Below are 24,923 nucleotides of genomic sequence, written 5' to 3'. Positions count from 1 at the left end.
TGACCTAGCGTGTGAAAAGCTCAACAGCTCATATCTCGTCTTCTTAGGAAGACATTAATGACCTCTTGGTCTCCCGGGTTTTTGTTTGCACTCTCCGAACGCAACGCCCATGCGTGGCTGGCCTATGCTCAACTCTGTCACACGCACGGCATGACACTGTGCTAGCTTATTGCAGCACAGGGATTCATGGTCTGGTCGCCGTCCGGTCACGGGGCGAGCAACGACTGGCAAGACAGCCCGTCCATGGGTGCAAGGGGTGAATCATGTTGGCCAGCACAAGCAAGTTCACCGTCGGCCTTCGGCACGCAGGGCGTGGCGGGCTCCTGTTGTGGATCGCGCTGGCCAGCTGGGCGTCGAGCAGCACTGTGCAGGCCCAGGGGCGGTCCGTGGTCGCGCTCTACACCGAGGATTCTCCGCCGCTCAACATGCTGGCCAACGGGCGCATCATCGGCAGCTCGGTTGAAAAGGTGGTCCAGATCTTCGCGCTGGCCGGAATCGAACAGCGGCTTGAGCTGCTGCCCTGGGCCAGAGCCTATCAGTATGCGCTTGATAAACCCGAGGCCTGCGTGTTTTCAACCACCCGCACCCCAGAACGGGAGGGCTTGTTCAAGTGGGTCGGGCCGCTGGCCCGATCAGCCTGGCTGCTGTACGCGCGCAAAGAAGAAGCCGTGCCGCTTCAGTCTCTCGAGCAGGCCCGTGGCGAACTGATCGCCGGCTATCATCTGGATGCGGTGGCAGAGCACCTGTCGGCACGAGGCTACTCGGTGGACTACAGCAGCAACGAACTGGCTGGCGCGCGCAAGTTGTTGTCTGGGCGGGTCAAGTACTGGGCTTCCAGCCAGTACTCCTCTACCGTGCTAATCCAGCAGTACCGATGGCAGGACAAGGTGGTGCCGGTGTTGCAATTCAACCGGGTAGACCTTTACCTCGCCTGCCATCGCAACTTCCCTGAGCCCTGGATGCGATCGCTGCGAGAGAGTTGGCAGCAGATGCTTAAGGACGGCAGCGCAAACACAATCGATGAACGTTACAGGCAATGGGTCGCACCCCAGCCTGTTCAGTCCAGGTAGCGCTGGGCAATCTCACGGAAGACTTCCTCTATCCGAAAGAATTCGTCGAGCAGATCGGGGTCGAAATGGGTGCCACGACCGTTCCGCATGATGGCAAGCGCCTCTTCGTGGCTCATGGCCGCCTTGTAGACGCGTTGTGAAATCAAGGCATCGTAGACATCGGCGATGGCCATCAGTCGGGCGGACAGCGGAATGGCCTCCCCCGCCAGGCCGTTGGGGTATCCACTTCCGTCCCATTTTTCCTGGTGGGACAGGGCAATGTCGCGTGCAATCTCGAGCACCGGCATGTGTCCACCCACCCGCTGCAAGGCCTTGGAAATCGCGTCATGCCCCAGCGTGGTGTGGCCTTTCATGATTTCGAACTCCTCCGGCGTGAGGCGCCCGGGCTTGAGCAGGATCCGATCGGGTATGCCCACCTTGCCGATGTCATGGAGGGGCGCTGCCTTGAAAAACAATTCGATGGTGCGCTCATTGAGCAGGTGACGAAACCGCGGGTGAGACTGTACCTGCTCGGCCAGTGTGCGAACGTAGTGCTGGGTACGCAGAATGTGGTTGCCCGTCTCGTTGTCCCGGGTCTCGGCAATCGAGGCCAGCGCCACCATGGTCATCTCATTGGAAAGCTGTGCCTCATGGGCCCGCTGGGTCGCCTCCTCCGCGCGCCTTTGTACTTCAGCCTCGAGAAACACGTTGCGATCCCGAAGAAAGTCTGCCGCCGCCTTGAGCGTCAGGTGGTTGCGTACCCTGGCCAGCAAAATGGGCGCGCTGATGGGTTTCGCAATGTAGTCGACAGCGCCGAGCTCCAGCCCTCGCTGCTCGTCCGCCACATCGCTGCGGGCCGTCAGAAAAATCACCGGAATGGCCGCTGTCAGCACCTCAGCCTTCAACTGACGGCACAGTTCGTAGCCATCGACACCGGGCATGACCACGTCCAGCAATATGAGATCGGGCACAGGTCGCTCCCGAGCAATTCTCAAGCCCCGTTCGGCATTCGAGGCCACTTTCACCCGGTAGTGGCCAGACAACAGCGCATCCATCAGCTCCAGATTGGCCGGGGCGTCATCGATGACAAGAATGGTTGGCACTTCAGGGTTCATGGGACGTGGGGGTGGTTGGCGAGGACAGCTCCAGCCATTGCAAAGCCGTGTCGTAATCAAAATCGCTGATGGCTTTGGCCAGGCGCTCGAAACGGCGCAGACCCAGCCCGGCCTGGAGAGCCACGGCGTTGTCGGTCAGGAAACGAGCCGCCTTGGCATCGCTGGATTGCAGCAGGCCCAGCAAATGCGAGAGCAATGACTGCAAGTCTGTGGTCTGCTCAATGCCGGGTTGCCCACCCTCAATCTGGTCGGGGAGCGCCCGCACAATGGCCTCACAACAATCCTGCAGGCACGCCTTGAGTTCGGCAACCCGTGGGGCGAACTCAGACATCGACACCCCCTCGTGCAGCCAGAGTTCGAACTCTTGCGCCAAGTGGGCCAAGCGGGCCGCACCGATCTGAGCCGAAAGCCCCTTGAGCGAATGCACTTCGCGCCGAGCATCAGCCCAATGGCCCCGCTCCAGCGCTAAGCCCACCCGCTCCACGCAAGGGCCCTGGTGCTTGACGAAGGCGGTCAACAGCCGCTGATAACTCTCGACTCGCCCCCCCATTCTGCGCAAGCCTTCCTGAATGTTCAGGCCCTCCACATACCAGTCCGTCGGCGCTGCAGCAGCCCACGCGACAGGCCGAGCGGTGTCGGCTAGCGTGAGGTCGCTGACCTCCTGAGCCGGCGCCGCAGCAGGCTCGGGCGCCGGTGCAGCTGGGGGGCGAGCCGGGAGCCAAAGGCCCAAGGCGGCAAAAAGCTCCTGGGGCTCGATGGGCTTCGCCACGAAATCGCTCATGCCCGCTGCCAGGCAGCGCCTGCGGTCTTCAGCAAGCACGTTGGCCGATAACCCGATCACTGGAAGATCATTCAGGTGGGTCTGCCGGCGTAAAGCCAGGGTGGCAGCCACCCCGTCCAAGTTCGGCATCTGGATGTCCATGAGTACCGCGTCATAGCGCTGCCGGGCCAAGCAGGCCAGCGCCTGTTCGCCATCGCCTGCCACGTCCACCTCAAAGCCCTCCAGACGCAACATTTCGGTAGCCACCTGCTGATTGACGGGGTTGTCTTCGGCCAGCAGCAATCTGTAGCCGTTGAAACGGGCGCCAGCCTCCGCTGGCAAGCTGGACTCGACGGCCTTAGGAAAAGGCGGCGGCACGGCCCGAGACACCTGGGGTTGATGCAAGGCCCGCATCATCGCGTCCAACAGGCCTGAAGACGTGACTGGCTTGGCCAGCACGTGCGCAACCCCCAGGTTCAGGGCCAGCTGCTGAAGCTCCTCTCGCCCATGGGCACTCACCAGCATCAAAACGGGCGGCCTGCCCAAGGCAAGCCCCTGCAATATGCGGGCCGTCTCCAGCCCATCCAGGCCAGGCATGCGCCAATCCAGCAAGGCCACGGCAAACGGGACACCCGCCTCGTCGGCGGCTCGCACGCGATCGATGGCCTCCGCCCCGGAACCCACACTGGTCGGTACAAACGACAGGCGCGCGAGGTTGTCGGCCAGTGCCGTGCGCGCCGACTCTACATCATCGACCACCAGGACCTTGAGCCCGCGCAGTTGAACGCTGGGCAAGGCTGACACCTTGGACTTGTCGCTCAGGCCCAGCTCGGCAGTGAACCAGAACAGCGAACCCTGACCTTCCTGGCTCTCAACCCCGACCTCGCCACCCATCAACTCAGCCAAGCGTTTGGAGATGGCCAGCCCCAAGCCTGTTCCGCCGTACTTGCGCGTGATGGAGCTGTCTGCCTGTTCGAAACTCTGGAACAGCCGTCCTTGTTGGGCATCGCTCAGGCCAATGCCGGTGTCACGCACGGAAAAGCGTAAGGTCACTCGGTCTTCGACCCGGCTGTGCAGGCTGACCTGGAGGAACACGACGCCATGGTCCGTGAACTTGACCGCGTTGTTGCCAAAGTTCACTAGGATTTGGCTGATGCGCAAGGGGTCGCCCACCAGCGTGCCAGGGACATCGGGTGCTACAGAGAACACCAGCTCAAGACCCTTGCCCGCGGCCTTCTCGCCGATCAAGGCCACCACGTTACGCAGCACCTGGTCCAACTCGAACTCGGCGGCCTCGATGTTGAGCTTGCCCGACTCGACCTTGGACAGGTCAAGAATGTCATTGATGATGCCCAGCAGCAGTTCGGCGGCCTGCTGCATCTTGCTCACGTAGTCCTGCTGACGTGATGACAAAGGGGTCTTCTGCAAGAGATGTCCCATCCCGTAGATGGCGTTCATTGGCGTGCGGATCTCATGGCTCATGTTGGCCAGAAAATGCGACTTGCTCTCGGCGGCGGCCTCGGCGAGCTGACGTGCCGTCTCCAATTCTCGGGTGCGCTCTTCCACCCGCGACTCCAAAGCGTGGTTAAGCGCCTCGATCTCGGCCTGGGCTTGCTCCCGCAGCGTCAAATCTGCGCGCAACTGATCGATCGACTTCAACAGGGTCTCACGCATGCGGTTGATACCGTCGCTGAGCTGGGTCAATTCGTCCTTGGTGGCGGGTGGCGTCGGCCGCTCCATCACCAGGGCGGTGTCCAGGGTCTCGCTGGTCAGTCCCTCGACAAAATGAGCCGCCTGCCGCAGGTAGCGCAGCACATGTCGCTCCATGAGGTACAGCAAGCCGCCCATGATCAGCACGAAAATGAACAGCGACTTCAGAAACACTTCCAGGGCACGACCCATGGCACGGTATCGCACGGCACCGAAGTCGAGCACGACCACCAGCTTGCCCACATCCTGGGCAGGGCCGTTGGGCAAGGCATAGGTGATCGAAAACTCGTTGGACAGCGCGCGCTCAGGCATGCGCCCCCGCTCGGACAACACCTTGCCGGCCTCCATGACCTGCACCAGCGCCAGATCCGGCAGCTTGAACAGCTCCTGGGTCACTAGCTTCAAGGCATCGTTGTCGTAGTTCCAGACTGCCAGACCCAGGCTGGACAGCAAAGGGTGCACCTGCTGCGAGACCTGCTCACGGGTCTGGGCTTCGTCTACCCGATAGGACAGCATGTAGTCGGCCAGGGTGGCCAGAAACGACAGGGACACGGCCAACGCAAAGGTCGAACCGGCCAGGCGCCATCCGAGGCTGGACGAGGGAAGCCGCTGCTGGATCTGCGCTTTGAGGGCGCTGAGTGTCATTTGAGTGGTCGCGTGCGTAGCCTGGGCGCGACGATCACGCCCCGCTAGGGAGACACTTTAGGCCGATTGCGTGATGAAGTCATGACAAAGCGGGCGCTTAGGGCGTTCGCTCTGCGCTTGGTAATTCTTTGGATTGATGTCCACCCCCTTCATTACAGAAAAATGTCCTACCATTGCAAGAAAGGCAACTTTTCGTCAGGGTTTTCACGGTGACTTCTCGTTTCTACATCGGCTCCGAGAATCAGGGGGACCAAGGTTTGCACGACTACTACGTCGAAATTTTCGAGCGCCCCTCGGCGGCTTTGTACGTGCACGCCACCCAGATCGCACGACCCGATGGCAGCACTAGCGTCGCCATCCATTACTGCCCCTTGAAAGAGGCCTCTGGCCAACCTTTCTTTGCCCAAGCCCAATCCATTTTCAAAGCCAGTCGGACGCGGATCTAATGGCGCACAGCACCCTAGCTTGAACCCAACGTGACCCGTATATTGTTTGTCTCGTCGCGCAACGCCGCGCGCAGTCAGTTGGCAGCAGCACTTTTGCGTGAGCTGGGGGGGAGTGCCATCAAAGCCTATTCCTGTGGTGTACCAGGCCAGATTGCAGACCAACTGAGCCCAGTGGCCCGGCAGGTTCTTCACAAGGCTGGCATATCAAGCGAAGGCTTGAAGCCCAAAGACTGGTCGACCCTGGTCCAACCCGGGGCGCCGAAGATGGACTTCGTCATCACCTTGGAGGGTACGCTTGGCCTGCCCCTGCCTCTCTGGCCCGGGCAACCCGAACAGGCGCTGTGGCATTTCCCAGCGCTGGAGCCCGGTGACACTCAGGCACAACAACTCACCCAAGCAACCCAGATGCTTTACGCACTGCAGCGCCGCCTGGAACTGTTGGTGGCCTTGCACAACAAGGCAGGGCGTCCGCGCGAACTGCGCGACGATTTGCGCGATTTGGCCCGACACTGACGCCCGCCCTTCGTGGAGCGCCCTGTCACAGTTAGGCGCTCACCTGCGCCTGATTGGATTGACCGCGCCGTGTCATCCAATCCCGTCTGAGCCAATCTGAGTCCAACAGCCCCCAATGGTCTTGAAAGACCATTACCCCGTGCGGGCCCGGTGCTGTGCATGGCGGTTTGATCACGCGGCAGGGTCATGTCATCATGAATGACATTCAAATGGTCAATGATCGCAAAAATATGATTTTTATCGTATTAAATTGTTTCTAAATTTATTTTTATCATTTTATCATGAGCACGCATTGGCCGACCATCGCCACGCGACCCGCCAGCGCTGGCCCGACTCAGACGAACCAGTCCGATGAACGCAACCCGGTGATGCGCCTGTTCAGGCAACTGCGCTTCCGCCCCAAAGCCCTTTTGATTTCAGCCGTTCTGGTTCTGCCTTCGATTGTCCTGGGAGGTGCCTACCTGGCCGGTGTGCAGGGACAACTCGATCAAGTGCGACAAGAACGGGCCGGGGTGGCTGCCATGCAGCAACTGGTGCCCTTTCTCAGGGCCCAGATCGAGGCCCGGGCGGCTCAGCGCGCAGTCGATGGCGGCTTCACAGAAGCTGCCGCGTTGGGCGCGGTGGCGCGCCAACGAGCGGATGCGGCGCTCGTCAAGCTGCAGGAGCACCTGAGCAACACCGGCGACAGGCTGGTGCTGACACCCAAAATCAAGGACTTGCAAACGGCTTGGCAAACTGGGGCAGGCCCACAAGACAAGACGACCGTTGAAGAGCGACCGGTGGTCAGTCTGGCGCTGCAACAGGCTCTGAGGCATCTCTATGCCGAGGCACAACTGGGCATGGATGTCGACCTGCGCACCCGTGACCTGATTGCCCCACTGTTCACCGATCTGCCCAAGGCCGGCGAAGATCTGGGCCTGGTCTGGGGCTGGAGCACCTACGGTCTGGCCAAGGGTGGACTGGACAACCCAGCCCAATACCGCCGCTTTGCCGTGTGGAACGCCCGCGCCGAGGGCGGGGTGAACGAAGGGCTTTTGAATTGGGCCCAGGCCCTGGAGGCCCTGCCCGGACAGAAAGGCGCGCTCGACAGCCAAGCTTTCGAGCTCACACGCAGCTACTTGCAGACGGCAGACCCGACCCAGATGATCAAGGCCGCGCTGGAGCCCAAGGAGGCGTATCAAAGCGGGCAGGCGGCCCTGCAACAATTCATGTCGCTCTATGACAAGGGGCTGCCGGTGCTGGACCAGCAATTAGAGGTGCGTGAAGCCGCACTGACCCTAGCACGCAATTGGAAAGCTGTACTGGCCATCCTGAGCCTGTGCCTGGGCCTTTACTTCTTCTACTGCTTCGCGCGGGTGATGGACAGCGGACTGGCTGCGGTGATCCACCACCTCGATGCCATGGCGGCGGGCGACCTTCAACAACACCCTGTAGTGACCGGCAGCGATGAAAGCGCGATGCTGATGCGTGCACTGGCCCGCATGCAGTCATCGCCCAAGCCCCTCACACGCCTTGAGTGCAGCTGAACGTGCCGAACTGCTGCGCGTGGCAAACGAGCCGCGCTTTGCGGACTTACCGCCTGCGCGCATCGTGCCCCTGTTGGCCGACGAAGGCCGTTACCTGGCCAGCGAATCGAGCTTTGCACGGGTGCTGCGCCAAGCTGGGCAAAACGCCCACCGCAGCCGTGCCAGGGCGCCAAGAGCGCAACGGCCACCGACCACGCACATCGCCACAGCACCGGGCCAGGTCTGGTGCTGGGACATGACCTACCTGCCAGCCACTGTTGCTGGGCATTGGTTCTACCTGTACCTGATCGTGGACCTGTACAGCCGAAAGGTCGTGGGCTGGGAGGTGCACGCCGAGGATGATTCAGACCACGCAGCCCGCCTGGTGCAGCGCACGGCCTTGGCCGAAGGGATTGCAGCCAAAGACAGTAAGCCCGTGCTGCATGGCGACAACGGCGCCACGCTGAAAGCCACGACGGTGCTGGCCATGCTGCACTGGCTGGGCGTCAAACCCTCTTACTCGCGGCCCCGGGTGAGCGACGACAACGCGTTTGTCGAGGCGCTGTTCAGAACGGCCAAATACCGACCGGAATACCCCAAGAGCGGGTTTGCGGGCCTGAGTGATGCGCGGGCCTGGGCTTCGAGATTCGTGCATTGGTACAACTTGGAGCACCGCCACAGCGGGATTCGATACGTGACACCAGCGCAGCGACACAGTGGGCAGGACGTGGAGATATTGAAACGCCGCGATGAGCTGTACCAGCAGGCCCGGCGATGCCATCCGGCCAGGTGGGCCAGACACACCCGAAACTGGGATCACATCGCGGTGGTCAAGCTCAATCCGGAGCGGGACTCGGCGCCCATCGAAACGCCGACATCAGCACTGGATAAAGCGCCTCGGCGCGCATGAATCAGGCGACAACTGTCTTGACACGCACAGCCACGCACAAGGCCAATCGGATTGCGGAATTACTGCCCCACAGGTGGGCTGGTGTACGCGAAGGCTGAATTCAAGAGAGAAATTGAAGTGGACTCATGTCCGCGCTGATTGGCGTGGACATTAATACCTTATGGCGAGGGCCCTGGATAGATGACTTGGCCGGTTGCTTACCATCCAAACGCCGGTATCAGCACTGGATAAAGCGCCTCGGTGCGCACGAATCAGGCGACAACTACTTTGACACGCACCGGCTTGGCGCTGACAGTTGCCGGCGCGCACCTGACCTGCAAAACGGTGGGCCAAAGATGCCTCCAGTTCTTGCCAGGGCATCCGGTTGGCCAACACCACCAACGGATGGTGCATATCAATCATCTGATCAAGACGGTTGCAGAAGAAGTCAGCGGTCATGGTTGATCGGGCCTCAGGCAAAACTCCCAGGAATTGGGATTTGGTGAATATTAAATTGGGAGTTCTGGGATGAGGCAATAGCTTGCGAGGCCAATGTTCATGCGAGTTGGTGGGGTTTGGCAGGGACGACTAATCAATTGCACATTAAGTCCCGCAATTTACTTTTCGAGATTTACCTCTTGGAGATTAAACAATTAATTCAATCAATAACTGCAGCACACCTCTTATTACATTTTGGCGTACGCCTCAATTTGTATGCCGGACTCCTATCGGCTGGGCGTCGAAGTTAATTAATGAAATTCTGGTAAAACCAAGCTGAGTTGACTAATTTAAAGATCTTTGGGTGGTTGGGCTTCGGAGGATAAATCTTTATGAAGCAGCTCCAATGACTGATAAAATCTCAAAAATGCATTATTCGTTAAGACTTGAAAATTAATTTCATGACTACATTCGTAGGCGTGCAGCAATCGAGTGCAATCCGCAATTTCCCACGTCCAAAATTGACTTTTTTCAGCACCCTGAATGCCTTTGATGAAATCCTCTGGGGGAGGTACTATAAGATCCTTGAAATCCCATCGGTAAGAAGGATAGCTATCATTGAAAAACATCTTTTTGTGTGCATGCACATACTCTGCATCATGTCGAAGTGTAAAGTCAACAACTTCCACTCGAGCGTGGCCATCAGCCATTCGATACACAGACTCAATCCAGCAATGATAGTCCCTTAGACTCGATAAAAAACGTGCGTCTCGCCTATTTCTTCGAGAGGGGTTGATGATCATGCAAGTATTATTTCCGCAATCAACAACAGCGCCTCCACTGACTGAGCGGTAGGGGTGGCCTGTTATTTTTGATAACAATCTTGCCCCTACAATTGCAAAATCAGCACACCGACCAACAACACCCAGCGGAAGAGAGGATTTTTGAGCTGATGCCTCCAACGTCTCATTGATGGCTTGATCAATAACGGGCCGCAATATCAAAGGGATTTGCTTGAAAAGTGAAGATTGAGACGGACTTTGAGTCATGCGAACTGACCTTTCTCAATTGCGAGAAGAAATTGCAAAAACATCTAAGCGTCTTGCTAGGATTTCCTATTGAGAAAAAATGCCGATCTATATCCCACGCAACCAGCCTAGTGTTTTCGTCAACCACGATCGAACCTATCAAATTGGCATATCCGCCAATCAAAGGAAATTGCAACGCCAACTTGGTATTAATTTTTTTGATGGGTGTATGAATTCATACCCTCTCTCAGACACCATGCACATGGTACATCTTTACCTGAAGGGAACCTTAACACGCATAAAATATTCATGCCGACGAGCATTCCATCCAAAAGATGTTGATTTCCATGCAATCCACCCCCCCCCGGTGGGTTCGGATTGCATGGAAATCAACAATCTGCTCGTCCAGCCGTGGACGAAACAACTCACCGGACTGAGGTTGTGAAGGCTTCGGGCCCATGGGATTGCTCGGATAAATTTGCAAGAAAACAGGTGCTGGCAAACCATACCTTGCAAATCCTGCGCCTAGCAACCCGGCCAATCTCAAGATACATCAAGGACTTGCGCGTCGTTCAGGGCGGACTAATCAACTGCACTGGTCGGCGAAGCATTTCTTCAGCCTGCTAGGCAGTCTTATTTTTTTGACATCGACAATAAATGATTTTTATTTCACTGCCATCCATATTTACTCGAATAAAAATGCTTCATAAGTTGCACAAGTGTCATGTAGGCCAGCAAGATTACTACCAGCAGCAAAAAGTAACTTGTTGGAAGCGCCTGAAGCTTGAAATATTCGGCAAATGGCCCCATCGGAATGAATATCCCAATCGCCATGATTGTAATTGTAGCCAACATCAGTGCTATCCCAGGACGGCTCTGGATGAATGGGATCTTTTGCGTGCGAATCAAGTGAACCACCAATGTCTGTGTCATCAGACCTTCCACGAACCAGCCAGATTGAAAAAGCGTTTGATGCTCACTTGAATTTGCACCAAAGACAAACCACATCACGCAGAACGTGACGATATCAAAAATAGAGCTCACCGGGCCAAAAAAGAGCATGAACCGCCCGATATCTGACGGGTTCCAGCGTTGCGGTAATTTGACAAGTTCTTCGTCAACTTTGTCAAAAGGGATGGCGATCTGTGAGAAGTCGTAGAGTAGGTTCTGCACCAGAAGATGCATCGGCAGCATCGGAAGAAATGGAATGAAGGCGCTGGCAACGAGTACCGAGAAGACATTGCCAAAGTTTGAGCTGGCCGTCATCTTGATGTATTTGAGCATGTTTGCAAAAGTCTTTCGCCCCTCGATAACACCCTCCTCCAAAATCATCAAGCTTTTTTCCAGCAAGATGATGTCCGCTGCCTCCTTGGCGATATCGACGGCCGTATCGACTGAGATGCCGATATCCGCGGTCCGCAGCGCAGGTGCGTCGTTTATCCCATCACCCATGAACCCAACAACATGACCGTTGTTCTTGAGTGTGCGGACGACACGCTCCTTGTGAGCTGGAGTCAACTTGGCAAAAAGGGCGTACTTCTCAACTGCCTTCGCCAGCTTGTCATCGGTCATAATTTCGATGTCGGACCCTAGAAGAATTCGGTCGGACTGCAGACCTACTTGGCGGCAAACTGTCGCTGTCACGAGTTCATTGTCTCCTGTGAGCACTTTGACCGTCACGCCGTGACCGGCCAGGGCCTTCAACGCTGGCTCCGCGGAGTCTTTGGGCGGATCAAGAAATGCCACATACCCAATGAGGGTCAGTTCCACTTCATCCGCCACACCGTACGCATCCTGATCGACGGGTATTGCTTTGGAGGCCACGGCGACCACACGCAGGCCATCCTCATTCAAGGACGCAGTCACCTTGCGAATCCTTGCCAGCAAACCTGCGTCAACAGGCTCATCGACTTCTCCATGGCGAACATGCGTGCATGCAGCCAGTACCTCCTCGACGGCACCTTTGCATATGAGGGTGTGCCTGCTTTGGCCCTGTGCAACAACAACCGACATACGACGACGCTGAAAATCGAAAGGTATCTCATCAATTTTGCGGTAATTGATGACTGGATTGAGCTCATTGTGAATATCAATATGCTCCAGCACCGCAACGTCAAGCAGATTTTTCAAACCCGTCTGGTAGAAACTATTGAGGTATGCGGCTTCCAGTACCGCATCTGATTCATTACCCCATATGTCGGTATGCTGAGCCAGCACGATCTTGTCTTGCGTCAAGGTCCCTGTTTTATCAGTGCAAAGCACATCCATCGCCCCGAAGTTCTGGATCGCATCCAGTCGCTTCACGATCACTTTCTGACGTGAAAGGACAACGGCCCCTTTGGCAAGCGTCGATGTCACAATCATCGGTAGCATCTCGGGGGTCAGCCCTACAGCAATGGACATGGCAAAAAGGAATGCTTCAGTCCAATCTCCTTTGGTGAACCCATTGATGAAAAGAACCAGCGGGGCCATGATGAACATGAATCGAATCAGCAACCAGGCTACCTTGTTTACCCCTGCCTGAAACTGGGTGGGCGCTTGGTCGCTTGTAGTTATCCCTTGTGCGAGAGCCCCGAAATAGGTTCTGCTACCCGTATGTACAACTACTGCGAGCGCCGAACCCGACACCACATTGGTACCCATAAAAAGAATGTTCTGCAGATCCAAGGGGCTACTGGCTCCGCCGTCTTGCTGATCAGGATATTTTTCAACCGGCAAGGATTCGCCGGTCATTGCGGCTTGGCTGATGAAGAGGTCTTTGGCAGTGAGCACTCGACAATCTGCGGGAATCATGTCACCAGCAGACAATGTGATCAAATCCCCTGGAACCAATTGGTCAACCGGCACCTCTACATACTCGGGTGCTTTGGGATGGAGCTTGACCTCGAAGTAGATGCGAGCTTCCTCCAAAACCTCTTCGGCCAGATCACGACGGACGACAGTCGCCGTGTTACCAACCAATGCCTTGAGCTTGTCCGCGGCTTGGTTGGACTTGGTTTCTTGCCAAAACCGGATCAATACTGAAAGCACCACCATCGCTCCAATGACGATGGTCGCTTTGAGATCCTCTGTTACGAAGGAAATGAAGGCGAGCAAGGTCAGTAAGAGATCAAATGGCGTTTTGTAGCATTGCCATAAATGTAACCACCAAGACGGGGGGCGTTCTTGTTCGATCACATTGGCGCCGAGCTTTTCGCGAATGGCAGCCGCTTGAACGCTGGTCAATCCCCTCGGATGGGAATGGAGTTGCTCGAGAAGCCGGTCAGATCCGCTTGCAGATGCATCACAAAGACCTTTGGCAATGCCCGGAGGCATCTCGCGGCTCCCAGCATCCCGCATGACCGCATCAAGCATCACCAAACGTCGGAAATGCCTGCCTAATCCCCTAGACCGGACGAAGCGAACAAAAAAATTCTTAAAGAAATCGCTCTTCATGCACAGTTCTCCTCGGCATGTGAAACTGCAGAACCTCGTTCATAAAAATCATCGCTGCGAGCGGTAGCAACAATTTCATTTCGAGGGAAACGCCGGAAAGATCTGTGGACATTCCCACCACCGAAACTATAGGAAAAGTCCTGACGCTACCCTGCTCTGGTCAACACTTGCACAAATTAGAAAATTGAAACCTTCTAACAGAAGGGCTTCGACCAACCCTTGACTTGGCACATTCACTGGTTAATCTGGATATGCACCCGACTCATGAAGCCCAATTTCGTCATTCAGTGGTGCTGGGGCTCCAGAATGCTTGGCTTATGCAATCACTGGATGACAAGTTTTGGATGACCACATCCATATGCTCCCCTTCGATTTCGGTTGCAGTCAGTACAGCTTCAATCTCGACGGCATCCTGACCGAAAGCGTGGACAACCAGTCCACGCGTGGGGAATGACGCTGCTTCCAACTCCGCCTCCAAGCGCAGCAATGCCTCTTTTTGCCGCGATCGCGGAGCAATGACGTAAACGGTGTTTGTCACCTCAACACCGTGTGTATCCATCGGTTGACGATTGATCCGATTCACCACGGGTCGAAGAAGGGTGTTAGCCGCGAGGACAAAGACCGTCGCGAGAATCGCTTCGACGATCAGGTCGGCCCCAGCACACGCCCCTACAGCAGCAGAGCCCCATAATGTCGCGGCCGTATTGAGGCCGCGGACATTACCATCTTCACGCATGATCACTCCGGCCCCGAGAAAGCCGATGCCTGAGACAACATAGGCGACGACATGGACGGCACCCTCATGCCCTCCGAGGCGATTGGCCATATCCACAAAAATAGCCGCTCCCAGCGCCACCAGCACATTGGTCCGCAACCCGGCAGTCCGTTGTCGATACTGGCGCTCCAGCCCTATGAGCCCTCCCAAAATAAAGGCTGCAGCCAAACTCACCAGGGTATCGAGGGCTGATATGAAATTCAGATTTTCAATGATCTGCACGAAATTCCCCCAACACAGTGAAGATTGCGAAAGGAATGAAGACCAACGTCACGCAACTGATGAAGGCTACTCAGGGGCGCGGACAGAGGCCCCCCCTGGGTCACCCCCCATTGGAATTCGATCAGAACTCTGCATGTACCCGAATCGATCCGATGGTGAATGGCCCACGATCAGCGTTGTAGGCTGGATTTTTCACGTATTGCAAGTTAGCCGTGATCCAGAGATCTTTTCGCACAGCTACGCTGTAATACATTTCAATAATCTTCTCAGGATGATAATTCAGCCAGCCATCCCCTATGAAATATGAAATACCGCCTTTGGAAAGATACTCTCGCCGATCTTTCGATAAAAAATTCTGCATGTATGAAACACCAATGGTATCTTCCGCTCGCCCCCAGGAAGTGCCTTTGAAAGACGCACCAACAGCCAACGACCGGTCCGCTTCTGCAAACGCGAAGGTCTCGGTCTTGCCATCCGCCCACATGGCGCGACCATAGATACCACTGTCATCGCTGAGTGCCTGTTCGAAATTCAAGCCAGCACCGTATTTGACATTATCGCCTTTGCGCACATCCAATATGTATTCCATACCATTTGCGCCCGGTTGCCAGTTCACACTATTGCCGTAATTGATGGCATCACGAAATCTTGAGAGATACCCCTTGTTGCGCCAGAGCATGACCCGCACAGCACCCGGTTGCCCCATTACCTCGTGATCATGTTCAATCTCAAGTTGATCGCCATAATGTTTGAAGATCCTCAGATCCATGGGCAACTCATTGGGGCGGACGGGTCCCGTCATGCGGCCAAAACGAATAACCCAGTCGTCTCGATACCATTCGCCCGTTGCACCCCAACCCCAGCCCCTGGCATCGGCCGCATAATCAAAGGCGGTCGAGGTCATATTGCCCCAGTTCATGAACTGGCGGCGTGGATCCCCAGCATATTTGTTTTTGTCAAAAACATCCAGCGTGGAGAAATTTCCAGCCGTTAGGACAAACCTATTTTTGTCAACAGTACCAGCCATCCAGTTGAGGTCGGATTCAATTTTTTCACTGCCCCCGCCTTGGTTCCAAGTTTGCCTTAAAAAAAGTCTTTGACGATATAGCGTGGGGTTGGAGCCAGATGCTCTGGTGATTTCTCCATTGTAAAATCCGCCCATGCCGATAAGATAACTTGCAAATGGCACACCCTGCGTAATCTCTGGGTCGAAATAGAATTCCCCACCAGCCCATGGTCGAAAGCCAAAATAACCTGTGACCGTACTGGTATAGGTCACATCTCGACCACCGGGCAAACTGTAGATCGGGTATCCACCAGAATATTTTGAAGAATCCAGCCCAGCGGGGGGATTGGAAGCAAAGTTCCCATGCCTCTGCCAGATCCAGGTAGCCTGGAACTTGGCTTGAGTCTCTTCAAAGTCCTCTTCTGCAGCAAAGGCAGCGTTCGAGAAGCCAGCACAAACACCCAACACCAGCAACACAAGCTTCTGTGAGATGATGCTTTCAGTTTTTTTTCTGATCAACAATTTTAAACCTCTTCCGCTTTCATATCGAATTGTGCAGAAGTCAAAAACTGCACGCATCAAGATAATGCTTGCAAGCAAATGACGTCCGAGTTAAATGAACTTTTTCAAAAAGGGCGCCTCGTGAAACACCCTAGTTATCTGACGTGACTCAGGTATGACACGGCTGTCTGGTCAGCAACCGCGTTACCATGAGCAGCAACATTTGTGCAACGCAGCACGAAATGTAGCAGGAAAGAAACATCCAGACAACAACCCCCCAGGGGGGATGCAAGCAAAGTATGGAACACGAACGCAGAGACCATCAAAACGTACTCGTCCGACTCAAGCGCACACACGGGCACTTGAAGAGCACGATCGCGATGTTGGAAGATGGGCGGGGATGCCTGGAGTTGGCCCAGCAACTACTGGCGGTCGAGCGCGCCATCGGCAACGCCCGCAAGGCCCTGATCCATGATCACATCGATCATTGCCTAGAGCACATGGCCCGAGATGGCGCAGTTGCCGCCGAGGACGCCTTGCGCGAGTTCAAGGAAATCACAAAGTACGTGTGAGGACCACAGTCGCCGCTGAGGCGGACCTATGGATTCACTCACAGTCCCTTAGGACAGGACCGAAGAAACCAGCAAGCGAAACAATTCGCCGCTAGTGGCTGCAGACTCAAACTACTTGTCCTGCCCCGATGTCAACTTTTCTTCGGAGGGCGCCTGCGTCTGTGTCGCAGGTATTGAACACTCATGAGGCGACTTCTTGTAATACGGACAAAGCTTGCCATGGCCTCGAACCCCCATGGCAAAGGAAGTTGCGAGAGCCGTGCTGATCGCTATGAGCACGAAAGACTTGAGACACGATTTGTAAAGCATGGGAGGCTCCTTTGTCGTCGAGTTCATCCTAGCGCCGCACGGCGCAAGAGCGAACCCGAGAAGATCAAAGAATCCTTCCACGGCGAGATGAAGGGAGCCTGAATATGGGTAATTCCTCCACGCCCCTAACACATTGCGGTAAGCGCTAGGTCATCCAGCACCGCATGTCGGCGCACGGGGTCTGTTAGTCGGTGCTCCTTGGGCGAGGACGATCTGAACGGGCAAACCGCCGTACGAAGCATGCTTTACCGATCCATTGAGAGCGTGAGGGGTACGTGACGCCTCGACAGGATGACCATCAACCGGCGATAGACCTCGATTCATGTTGCATTCAGGTACTTGCCGCACACTTTCCGCAGGCTTCCTTGGAAGCCATACACGCCGGCAAAACGAAATACTCCTGGCCGAAAAATCCTCACATCCGAACATGACTTTTCAAGGAGTCATCATGCACAACACCCGTGTGCTGACTGCAGTGGCTCGAGTTCTGATGGAGAAGTTCCATGTGAACCAAGATCAGATCAAGCCGGATATACACCTGAACGAGTTGGGCTTGGACTCGTTGCAATTGATGGAGTTCGTCTTCGCTATCGAAGATGAATTCAAGGTACGGATACCCGAGGATCAACTTGACCTCAAGCATGAGGCTGTCACTCTCGGATCAATAGTACAGACGATTCAGGATCACTTAGATGCTGTGCCGAAAGAGCAGCCATGACCGCCACGCCTGCGCATCTTGCTCGGTTTTGACTTCACGTCACGAGGGGCATTGCTCAACGTGAACTGACACCTGACTCAAATGCAGGGAGTCTGCTTGGGCGTGTGTATCACCTGGAAGGCCCCACGCTGCCGATGTGACCCGATTGGGGGCTTTAGCAAGCTGCCAGGAACATGACCTAGGTTTGACCTGACAGGTTGGGTCAGTTGGTGGTCAGTAACTCACTCGTACAGTCTCGGCCGTCGCTGACGGCCCAATCAACTCAGTTCCATACGCTCGAGGTTCTTCACATGTCCGGAAACAACAAGGTCAAAAATGCTCCGCTCAACGCCGGAAGCACTCGGCCTGCATTGCTGGCAACTCTCGGAGTTGCGCTCGTTGGCTGTGTCGTAGCAGGCATCTACTACTTCAAATCCCCCAGCACCCCTGCTCGCCAGGCCTCTGAAACCCCACCAGTTTTGGCAGCCAAAGTCGGGCGAGACGAGCTGCAAATGGTGCCTGAGCAGGTCGCAGAACTCAAGGTTGGTGAAGTCAAGGCGCAGGCTTTCGAGCAACAGCGTGAGGCCATTGGCATCATTGACCTCAACCAAGACAACGCGGTTCAGGTGTTCTCGCCGTACCAGGGTCGCATCGGGCAGCTCAACGTCCGCGCTGGCGACGATGTGAGCAAAGGCCAGGTCCTGTACACCGTGCAGATCCCCGATCTGGCCCAGGCCGCGTCGGCCTTGATCTCAACCAGTGGCAACCTGCGCGTGGCCAACGAGACCCTTCGCCGTGCCAAGGCGTTGGCCGAAAGCCAGAGCATTCCTCAAAAGGAGTTGCAGCAAAACATAGCGGATCAGCAGGCAGCCGATGCTGCGTATCGTGCAGCCAGAAAGACCATCGAATTGTTCGGCTTGAGTGCGCACGACATCGACACCATCGAAACCACCCGCAAAGTCGACACAGAAATGCCCGTGCGCAGCCCATTCGCCGGACGGGTGACTGCACGTGCGGGAGCCGTCGGGCAGTTGGTGCAGCCAGGCAACGCCCCAGCGCCTGTTGCCGTCGCGAACTTGCAGCACCTCTGGATGGTTGCCAACGTGCCGGAATCGGAGTTGGCCAGCTATCGCCTGGGTCAAGAAGCCAAAGTCAAGGTTCAAGCATATCCCGACAAGACCTTCAACGGTAAGTTGAGCTACATCGGCGACACCACGGATCCAGTGACACATCGGATTGTCGTGCGCGCGGATGTTGCAGACCCGCAGCATCTACTCAAAGCACAGATGTTGGCGAGCTTCGTCATCCGCGTTGGCACAACTGTGACGTCACCCGCCGTGCCGCAGAACGCGTTGGCCCGCGAGGGCGACGGCAGTATGTCCGTGTGGGTCGCCACCGACAGTGTTCGCTTCAAGCGCCGTGTCGTTAAGACTGGTCTGATTCAAAATGGCATGGTGCAAGTGACCGAAGGCCTCAAGGTCGGTGAGAAGGTGGCTCAAGACAAGGGCTTGTTCCTGAGCAACCTCTACCTCATCACCACGAACTGAAAGAGGCCCTGCCGTGTTCCGTTCTTTACTGGCGTTCGTCCTGACGCGCCGCCCGGTGGTGCTGCTCGGGCTGCTGGCCTTCATGGCCGCCGGCGTGCTGGCTTTCATCAAACTCAACGTCGAGGCCTACCCCAACCCGGCCCCGGTCATTCTTGAAATCACCGCCCAGGCCCCTGGCCTGTCGGCCGAAGAGATGGAGCGCTACTACACCCGCCCCATGGAGATCGGCCTGGCCACCACCATGGGCGTGGACAACATCCGCTCCACCTCGTTTTATGGCCTGGCCTTTGTGCGCGTCACCTTCAAGTACGGTGTCGAGTACGTGCCCGCGTTGACCCAGACCGCGCTCAACCTGCAGCAAAACGTCAACCTGCCCGGCGGCGTGCAGCCGCAGATCCAGGCCTCCAGCCTGGTCGGCGAGATCCTGCGCTACCAGGTCAAGGGCCCCGCTACCTACAGCCTCACCGATCTGCGCGGCATCCAGGACTGGATCATCCAGCGCCGCCTGCTCACCGTGCCCGGTGTGGCCCAGGTCGTCACCTGGGGCGGTACTACCAAGGAGTATCACGTCGAGGTCAACCCCGCCAAGCTTGAAAGCTATGGCCTCACCCTGCAGCAGGTGCTCAGCGCGGTGGGCAATGCCAACAGCAACGTGGGTGGGCGCAATCTCAGCGTGGGTGAGCAATCGGTCAACGTGCGCGGCCTGGGCCTGGTGCGCGATGCGGCCGACGCCGGCAACATCGTCATCACCCAGCAAAACGGCTTGCCCGTGCTGGTCAAGGACGTGGCCACCGTCAGCGTGGGCAGCGTGCCCCGGCTGGGCGAGGCTGGCCGCGACGCCGAAAACGACGTGGTCACAGGCGTGGTCATCATGAACCGCACCCAGCAGACCAAAGACGTGATCGCCCGCGTCGAAGAGGCTGTCAAGAAGATCAATGCCGATGGCAGCCTGCCGCAGGGCGTGCAACTGGTGCCCTATTACGACCGATCCACCCTGGTCAACGTCACCACCCACACCGTCATCCACAACCTGATCTTTGGCTGCCTGCTGGTGTTCTTCATCCAGTGGGTCTTTTTGGGTGATTTACGCAGCGCCGTCATCGTCAGCGTCAACATCCCGTTTGCGCTCTTCTTCAGCATCATGATGCTGGTGCTCACCGGCGAATCGGCCAACCTGCTCTCGCTGGGGGCGGTCGACTTCGGCATCATCGTCGACTCGGCTGTGATCCTGGTCGAGAACATCTTCCGCAACTTCCAGAAGAGCCCGCGCGAACGCATCAACGCCCTGCGCGCCATGACCCGTGGCCCCCACGGCATGGTCACCGACCCGGCCCTGGGCTGGACGCAGCGCCTGCGCATGATCTTCATGAGCTCGCTGCAAGTCGACAACTCGGTGCTGTTCTCCACCGTCATCACCATCGCCGCCTTCTCGCCACTGTTCCTCATGACCGGTGTCGAAGGCCAGATCTTCGGCCCCATGGCTCGCACCTATGGCTACGCCCTCGCGGGCGCGCTGCTGGCCACCTTCACCGTCACCCCGGTGCTGGCTGCCTACCTGCTGCCGCGCCGCATCCAGGAGCACGAAACTCGCATCGTCGAGTTCATTCGTCACCTCTACGAGCCTGCGCTGAAATGGACACTGACACACTCCCGCAAGGTCTGTGTGGGTGGTGTGGTGTTTTTGGTAGCCGTAGGGGTGTTGACGTCACACCTCGGTAGTGAATTCCTTCCAGCGCTGGAAGAGGGCAACCTCTGGATCCGGGCTTCCATGCCGCCCACCATCTCGCTGGAGGCCGGTACCGCTAAGGCTAACCGTATGCGCGAGATCATCGACAGCTATCCTGAGGTGATCACCGTGGTCTCGCAGCACGGCCGCCCCGACGACGGCTCAGATGCCTCGGGCTTCAACAACGTCGAGCTGTTCGCCCCGCTCAAGCCCTTTGATCAGTGGCCTGAAGGCATGACGAAGGAGAAGTTGGTAACAGAGTTGCAGGAGAAATTCGCTCTCGAGTTCCCGGGCGTGGGCTTCAACTTCTCGCAATACATCCAGGACAACGTGCAAGAGGGCTTGTCGGGCGTCAAGGGGGCCAATTCGGTGAAGATCATCGGGCCCGATCTGGTCATGCTCGAGAAGCTGGCCGTAGACGTGGTCGCCGTCATGAACAAGGTCCAGGGCACGGCCGATGTCGGCATCTTCAACACCCTGGGCCAGCCCAACCTCAACATCCAGATCGACCGGCAGAAGGCGGCCCGCTATGGGCTGAACACCGGCGACGTCAACACCGCCATCCAGGCCGCCATGGGCGGTTCTGTGGCCACCACCGTGCTCGAGGGCGAGCGCCAGTATGGATTGAGTGTGCGCTATTTGTCCGCTAACAGACGCGACATCCAAAGCGTTCGAGATCTTCGGATTGGATACACCACGTCTTCAGGGAGCAATGCGTTCATTCCGCTGCGCGACATCGCTGATATCACGCTAGACACAGGAGCCACCTACATCTATCACGAGCGCAATGAGCGCTACATTCCGATCAAGTTCAGCGTACGTGACCGTGACCTCGGTAGCACCGTGTCCGAGTTGCAACAGCGCGTGAGCGCTGACGTCAAACTGCCGGAAGGCTACCGCATCCAGTACGCGGGCGAGTTCGAGTCGCTGCAACAGGCCAAGGCTCGAATGAGCATTTTGATCCCGATGGCCCTGGCCCTCATACTTGTGCTGCTGTATGCGCTGTTCAGCAGCTTTGCCTACAGCCTGCTTTCATTGGTTGCTGTTCCTTTCACGGTGGCCTGCGGCATCTTGGCGCTATATGTGTCTGACCAGGTGATCAGCATCTCAGCGGTGATCGGCTTCGTCTCGCTGCTGGGGGTCTCGGTGATGGACGGTATCTTGATCCTGAGTTATTTCAAAGAACTGCGTATGGCCGGTCAAAGCGCTGAAGACGCCATCTACGACGCGTACGTCCACCGTATGCGCCCTCTGCTGATGACAGCACTGTCCGCTTGCATCGGCCTGTTCCCGGCCGCTCTTAGCCACGGTATTGGCAGCCAGGTACAACGCCCTCTGGCCACCGTGGTGGTCGGCGGGATGTTGATCGGACCGGTCTTCTTGCTGCTGGTGGTGCCTGCCATCCGCCTCACCGTGCTGCGTGGTATCAAACTGAAGACCCGTCGAAAGGGCCTGGGTGGCGATGCGCTGGCCCATGAGGAGGACGATCATGCTTGATTCATCGCGCCATATTGGTGGCCCGCTGCGCACCCTGGCACTGGGCCTGCTCAGCGCCGGCCTGCTGTCCGCGTGCGCCGTCGGCCCCGACTACCGCGCGCCCCAGGCGCCACAGGTCAGTGCCTTCACGCGGCAGGCTGATCCAGCGGCCACCGCCGCCACGGCCGAGCTTCGCCCCGACTGGTGGGCAGCCTACCGCTCGCCCCGGCTCGACAGCCTGGTGCAACGCGCCCTGCAGCACAACCCCAGCATCGACGCCGGCCTCGCCAACCTGCGCCAGGCCCAAGAGCTGGTCACCGCCCAGCGCGGCCTGTTCTTTCCGCAGGTGCAGGCGGGCTACAGCGCCAATCGGCAAAATTCTGGCCAAGTGCTGGCATCGCCGCTGGCCTCCAATGCCAGCCTGTTCACCCTCAACACCGCCCAGCTCAGCGTCGGCTTTGTGCCCGACGTGTTTGGCGGCAACCAGCGCCAGGTCGAATCGCTGCAGGCCAGCGCCGACAGCCAGCGCCTGCAACTGGAGGCCCTGCGCGTCACCCTGGCCAGCAATGTAGCCACCGCCGTCATCCAAGAGCAGATGCTGGTCGAGCAGATCGCCCTGCTGGATGAAGCCCTGCAACTGGCCCGCCAACAGCTTGAGCACAGCCGTGGCCTGCAAGCCCGCGGCTACGCCAGCGGCCTCGACCTGGCCCAGCAAGAATCGGCCTACGCCCAAACTGCCGCCCAACTGCCCCCGCTGCGCAAGCAACTGGAGCAGACCCGCAACCTGCTGGCCGTGCTGTGTGGCGACTTCCCGGCAGCCGATCTGGGCGCCGTTCAGCAGGCCCCGGTGCAGGTAACCCCAGCCAATCGAACACGGCTGTCACAAGTCACAGTAGGCGACAAGCCCTATGCTTCCTAGAATTTTTGTTGTCGTTCTTGACGGTCTTACAGCCATGCATCCATCACCTCGAATTGATCGTCTGTACCTTGCGGGCACACTGGTTGCGACAAGCCTGCTTACAGCTTGTGCAGTGGGGCCCGATTTCACCCGGCCGACACCACCGACCGCCACGCGCTACAGCCCTGAATCACGACCGGATCACGCGGCGCCAACGATGGCCGGTGACGCACCGTCTCAAACGCTGCGGATCGGGGACAGGATCTCTGCTCAATGGTGGGAACAGTTCCGTTCACCGGACCTGGACCGGCTGGTACGCCGGTCCTTTCAAGCCAATCCGACCATTGATGCCGCTGTGGCCTCGTTGCGCCAGGCCCGCTACAACACCACCGCTCAGGAAGGCTTCTTTTTCCCGACGATACAAGCCAGCTACGCCCCCTCTCGGACCAAGCTGTCAGGCAATACCGGAGGAAACTCACCGGGCATTCAGGGCAACGGCAGCGTGATCTCAACTGTCTCCAACACCCCCGCCAGCCAAGGAGGAACTGCCCCATTTAACGAGGCAGTGATTTACAACTGGCACAGTGCCACCTTGACCGTGGGCTACGTTCCCGATGTCTTCGGTGCCAATCGGCGCCTGGTCGAATCCTTGCAGGCACAGTCTGAATTCCAAGGCTATCAACTGGAAGCAGCCTACCTCACCCTGGCAAGCAACGTGGTGGCCGCGGCCATCCAGGAAGCCTCGACACGGGATCAGATCCGGACGGTGCAAGCCTTGATCGACTCCAGCGAGCGGGCACTCAAGGTCCTGCGGGAACAATTCCGTCTGGGGTATGCCATGCGCATTGATGTGGCCGCCCAGGAGCTGGCCCTGGCTCAGGCGCAGCAGTCACTCCCCCCGCTGGAAAAGCAGTTGGAACAAACCCGCGATCTGATCCGTGTACTGGCCGGTACGACCCCAGACCAAGATTTGAATGAGCACTTCACAATGGCATCTCTCACTCTGCCGGCCGAGCTGCCGTTGAGCCTGCCTTCTGAGCTGGTCTCTCAGCGACCTGACATCCTGAGCGCCGAGGCGCAGCTGCATGCCGCCAGCGCGCAGGTCGGCGTGGCCATTGCGGCGCGCATTCCCCAGTTTTCGATCAACTCGACCTTGGGAGGCAACGCCTCGGAGTTTAGTCAGATGTTCTGGCCATCTGGCAAGTTGTTCAGCCTGACAGGCAACGTTGCCCAAACCCTGTTCGATGGAGGCACGCTGAAGGCACGTCAGAGAGCCGCCGAAGAAGGACTGAACCAGGCACAGGCCATGTACCGGTCAACCGTGCTGACGGCTTTCCAAAACGTGGCCGACACGCTCCACGCCATCCATGCAGACGCCCATACCCATGCCGCAGCCGAGAGAGCCGTCACGGCGGCACGGGTGTCGTTCGAATTGACGGAACAGCAATACCGACTGGGCTATGTGTCTTACCTGACCCTGCTCACTGCCGAACAGAACTATCAGCAAGCCCGGCTGTCACTGATCCAAGCCCAAGCGTCACGATTGGGCGACTCCGTGGCCCTGTTCCAGGCACTTGGAGGCGGATGGTGGAACCGTGGGCGCGAACAGCGGGCTGAAGCCGCCCCGAAATAGGCCCAAGGCCACCGAGTGAAACGGGCCC

General features: G+C 57.5%; 15 protein-coding genes and 1 pseudogene. 10 read left to right on the top strand and 6 right to left on the bottom strand.

Annotated elements, in window-relative coordinates; translation table 11 throughout:
* Positions 1–263: 263 nt before the first annotated feature.
* On the top strand, positions 264–1,070 hold the full coding sequence (locus tag F624_RS0123205; RefSeq protein ID WP_019576764.1) for a substrate-binding periplasmic protein: 807 nt from the start codon (positions 264–266) through the stop codon (positions 1,068–1,070).
* Here the strand turns inward: F624_RS0123205 and F624_RS0123200 are convergent.
* Together F624_RS0123200 and F624_RS0123195 are read right to left on the bottom strand one after the other, a co-directional pair.
* Positions 1,058–2,164 carry a response regulator gene (locus F624_RS0123200; RefSeq protein ID WP_019576763.1) on the bottom strand — a complete coding sequence of 369 codons (1,107 nt, stop codon included), beginning with the start codon at positions 2,162–2,164 and terminating at the stop codon, positions 1,058–1,060. The genes F624_RS0123205 and F624_RS0123200 overlap by 13 nt on opposite strands.
* The gene (locus F624_RS0123195) at positions 2,154–5,279 is read right to left on the bottom strand and encodes a hybrid sensor histidine kinase/response regulator (protein ID WP_019576762.1); all 3,126 of its coding nucleotides are present in this window, start codon (positions 5,277–5,279) and stop codon (positions 2,154–2,156) included. Before F624_RS0123195 ends, F624_RS0123200 begins: the two co-directional genes overlap by 11 nt.
* Before the next feature lie 488 nt (positions 5,280–5,767).
* Between F624_RS0123195 and F624_RS34305 the strand changes: the two genes are divergently transcribed.
* The 3 genes and pseudogenes from F624_RS34305 to F624_RS0123175 all read left to right on the top strand — a co-directional run.
* Positions 5,768–6,238, top strand: a complete 471-nt coding sequence (locus F624_RS34305) for an arsenate-mycothiol transferase ArsC (protein ID WP_169426676.1) — start codon at positions 5,768–5,770, stop codon at positions 6,236–6,238.
* Positions 6,239–6,519: 281 nt separating this feature from the next.
* Positions 6,520–7,764, top strand: a complete 1,245-nt coding sequence (locus F624_RS0123180; RefSeq protein WP_019576759.1) for a HAMP domain-containing protein — start codon at positions 6,520–6,522, stop codon at positions 7,762–7,764.
* A pseudogene (locus tag F624_RS0123175) lies at positions 7,724–8,653 on the top strand (IS3 family transposase); the annotation flags it as partial. The gene F624_RS0123180 and the pseudogene F624_RS0123175, both read left to right, overlap by 41 nt.
* Positions 8,654–9,420: 767 nt before the next feature.
* Here F624_RS0123175 and F624_RS35020 read toward each other — a convergent pair.
* From F624_RS35020 to F624_RS0123155, 4 genes are all read right to left on the bottom strand, one after another.
* Positions 9,421–10,119 carry a hypothetical protein gene (locus F624_RS35020; RefSeq protein ID WP_157443593.1) on the bottom strand — a complete coding sequence of 233 codons (699 nt, stop codon included), beginning with the start codon at positions 10,117–10,119 and terminating at the stop codon, positions 9,421–9,423.
* A 648-nt stretch (positions 10,120–10,767) separates the two neighbouring features.
* A complete protein-coding gene (mgtA, locus tag F624_RS0123165; RefSeq protein WP_031255994.1) occupies positions 10,768–13,533 on the bottom strand; it encodes a magnesium-translocating P-type ATPase in 2,766 nt (921 codons plus the stop codon).
* A gap of 280 nt (positions 13,534–13,813) precedes the next feature.
* Positions 13,814–14,530, bottom strand: coding sequence for an MgtC/SapB family protein (locus F624_RS0123160; RefSeq protein ID WP_019576754.1), 717 nt, complete (start codon positions 14,528–14,530; stop codon positions 13,814–13,816).
* Between the two features lie 121 nt (positions 14,531–14,651).
* On the bottom strand, positions 14,652–16,115 hold the full coding sequence (locus F624_RS0123155) for a carbohydrate porin (protein WP_084679629.1): 1,464 nt from the start codon (positions 16,113–16,115) through the stop codon (positions 14,652–14,654).
* A gap of 221 nt (positions 16,116–16,336) precedes the next feature.
* On the opposite strand from F624_RS0123155, the gene F624_RS0123150 reads away from it, so the two are divergent.
* The 6 genes from F624_RS0123150 to F624_RS0123125 all read left to right on the top strand — a co-directional run bounded on the left by F624_RS0123150 (position 16,337) and on the right by F624_RS0123125 (position 24,895).
* Positions 16,337–16,609 (top strand): metal-sensing transcriptional repressor, encoded by a 273-nt coding sequence (locus F624_RS0123150; RefSeq protein ID WP_031255990.1) that lies wholly within the window; start codon positions 16,337–16,339, stop codon positions 16,607–16,609.
* A gap of 757 nt (positions 16,610–17,366) precedes the next feature.
* A complete protein-coding gene (locus F624_RS0123145; RefSeq protein ID WP_019576751.1) occupies positions 17,367–17,636 on the top strand; it encodes an acyl carrier protein in 270 nt (89 codons plus the stop codon).
* A gap of 290 nt (positions 17,637–17,926) precedes the next feature.
* Positions 17,927–19,162, top strand: coding sequence for an efflux RND transporter periplasmic adaptor subunit (locus tag F624_RS0123140; RefSeq protein WP_031255989.1), 1,236 nt, complete (start codon positions 17,927–17,929; stop codon positions 19,160–19,162).
* Positions 19,163–19,175: 13 nt separating this feature from the next.
* Positions 19,176–22,385, top strand: coding sequence for an efflux RND transporter permease subunit (locus tag F624_RS0123135; protein ID WP_051107500.1), 3,210 nt, complete (start codon positions 19,176–19,178; stop codon positions 22,383–22,385).
* On the top strand, positions 22,378–23,283 hold the full coding sequence (locus F624_RS0123130) for a TolC family protein (protein WP_019576748.1): 906 nt from the start codon (positions 22,378–22,380) through the stop codon (positions 23,281–23,283). Before F624_RS0123135 ends, F624_RS0123130 begins: the two co-directional genes overlap by 8 nt.
* Positions 23,273–24,895: an efflux transporter outer membrane subunit gene (locus tag F624_RS0123125; RefSeq protein WP_245573717.1), complete on the top strand. Its 1,623-nt coding sequence runs from the start codon at positions 23,273–23,275 to the stop codon at positions 24,893–24,895. Before F624_RS0123130 ends, F624_RS0123125 begins: the two co-directional genes overlap by 11 nt.
* Positions 24,896–24,923: the final 28 nt, after the last annotated feature.

Source organism: Curvibacter lanceolatus ATCC 14669 (genome assembly GCF_000381265.1).
GTDB classification, from domain to species: domain Bacteria; phylum Pseudomonadota; class Gammaproteobacteria; order Burkholderiales; family Burkholderiaceae_C; genus Curvibacter; species Curvibacter lanceolatus.
Note: the sequence above shows the minus strand (reverse complement) of the source record. Positions and strands in the feature narration are given on the sequence as shown.

Excerpts from the sequence above, each read along its gene's own strand:
- F624_RS0123205 (WP_019576764.1), top strand. The coding sequence starts at position 264 with ATGTTGGCCAGCACAAGCAAGTTCACCGTCGGCCTTCGGCACGCAGGG.
- F624_RS0123200 (WP_019576763.1), bottom strand. The coding sequence starts at position 2,164 with ATGAACCCTGAAGTGCCAACCATTCTTGTCATCGATGACGCCCCGGCC.
- F624_RS0123195 (WP_019576762.1), bottom strand. The coding sequence starts at position 5,279 with ATGACACTCAGCGCCCTCAAAGCGCAGATCCAGCAGCGGCTTCCCTCG.
- F624_RS0123180 (WP_019576759.1), top strand. The coding sequence starts at position 6,520 with ATGAGCACGCATTGGCCGACCATCGCCACGCGACCCGCCAGCGCTGGC.
- F624_RS35020 (WP_157443593.1), bottom strand. The coding sequence starts at position 10,119 with ATGACTCAAAGTCCGTCTCAATCTTCACTTTTCAAGCAAATCCCTTTG.
- mgtA (WP_031255994.1), bottom strand. The coding sequence starts at position 13,533 with ATGAAGAGCGATTTCTTTAAGAATTTTTTTGTTCGCTTCGTCCGGTCT.
- F624_RS0123155 (WP_084679629.1), bottom strand. The coding sequence starts at position 16,115 with ATGCGTGCAGTTTTTGACTTCTGCACAATTCGATATGAAAGCGGAAGA.
- F624_RS0123150 (WP_031255990.1), top strand. The coding sequence starts at position 16,337 with ATGGAACACGAACGCAGAGACCATCAAAACGTACTCGTCCGACTCAAG.
- F624_RS0123145 (WP_019576751.1), top strand. The coding sequence starts at position 17,367 with ATGCACAACACCCGTGTGCTGACTGCAGTGGCTCGAGTTCTGATGGAG.
- F624_RS0123140 (WP_031255989.1), top strand. The coding sequence starts at position 17,927 with ATGTCCGGAAACAACAAGGTCAAAAATGCTCCGCTCAACGCCGGAAGC.
- F624_RS0123130 (WP_019576748.1), top strand. The coding sequence starts at position 22,378 with ATGCTTGATTCATCGCGCCATATTGGTGGCCCGCTGCGCACCCTGGCA.
- F624_RS0123125 (WP_245573717.1), top strand. The coding sequence starts at position 23,273 with ATGCTTCCTAGAATTTTTGTTGTCGTTCTTGACGGTCTTACAGCCATG.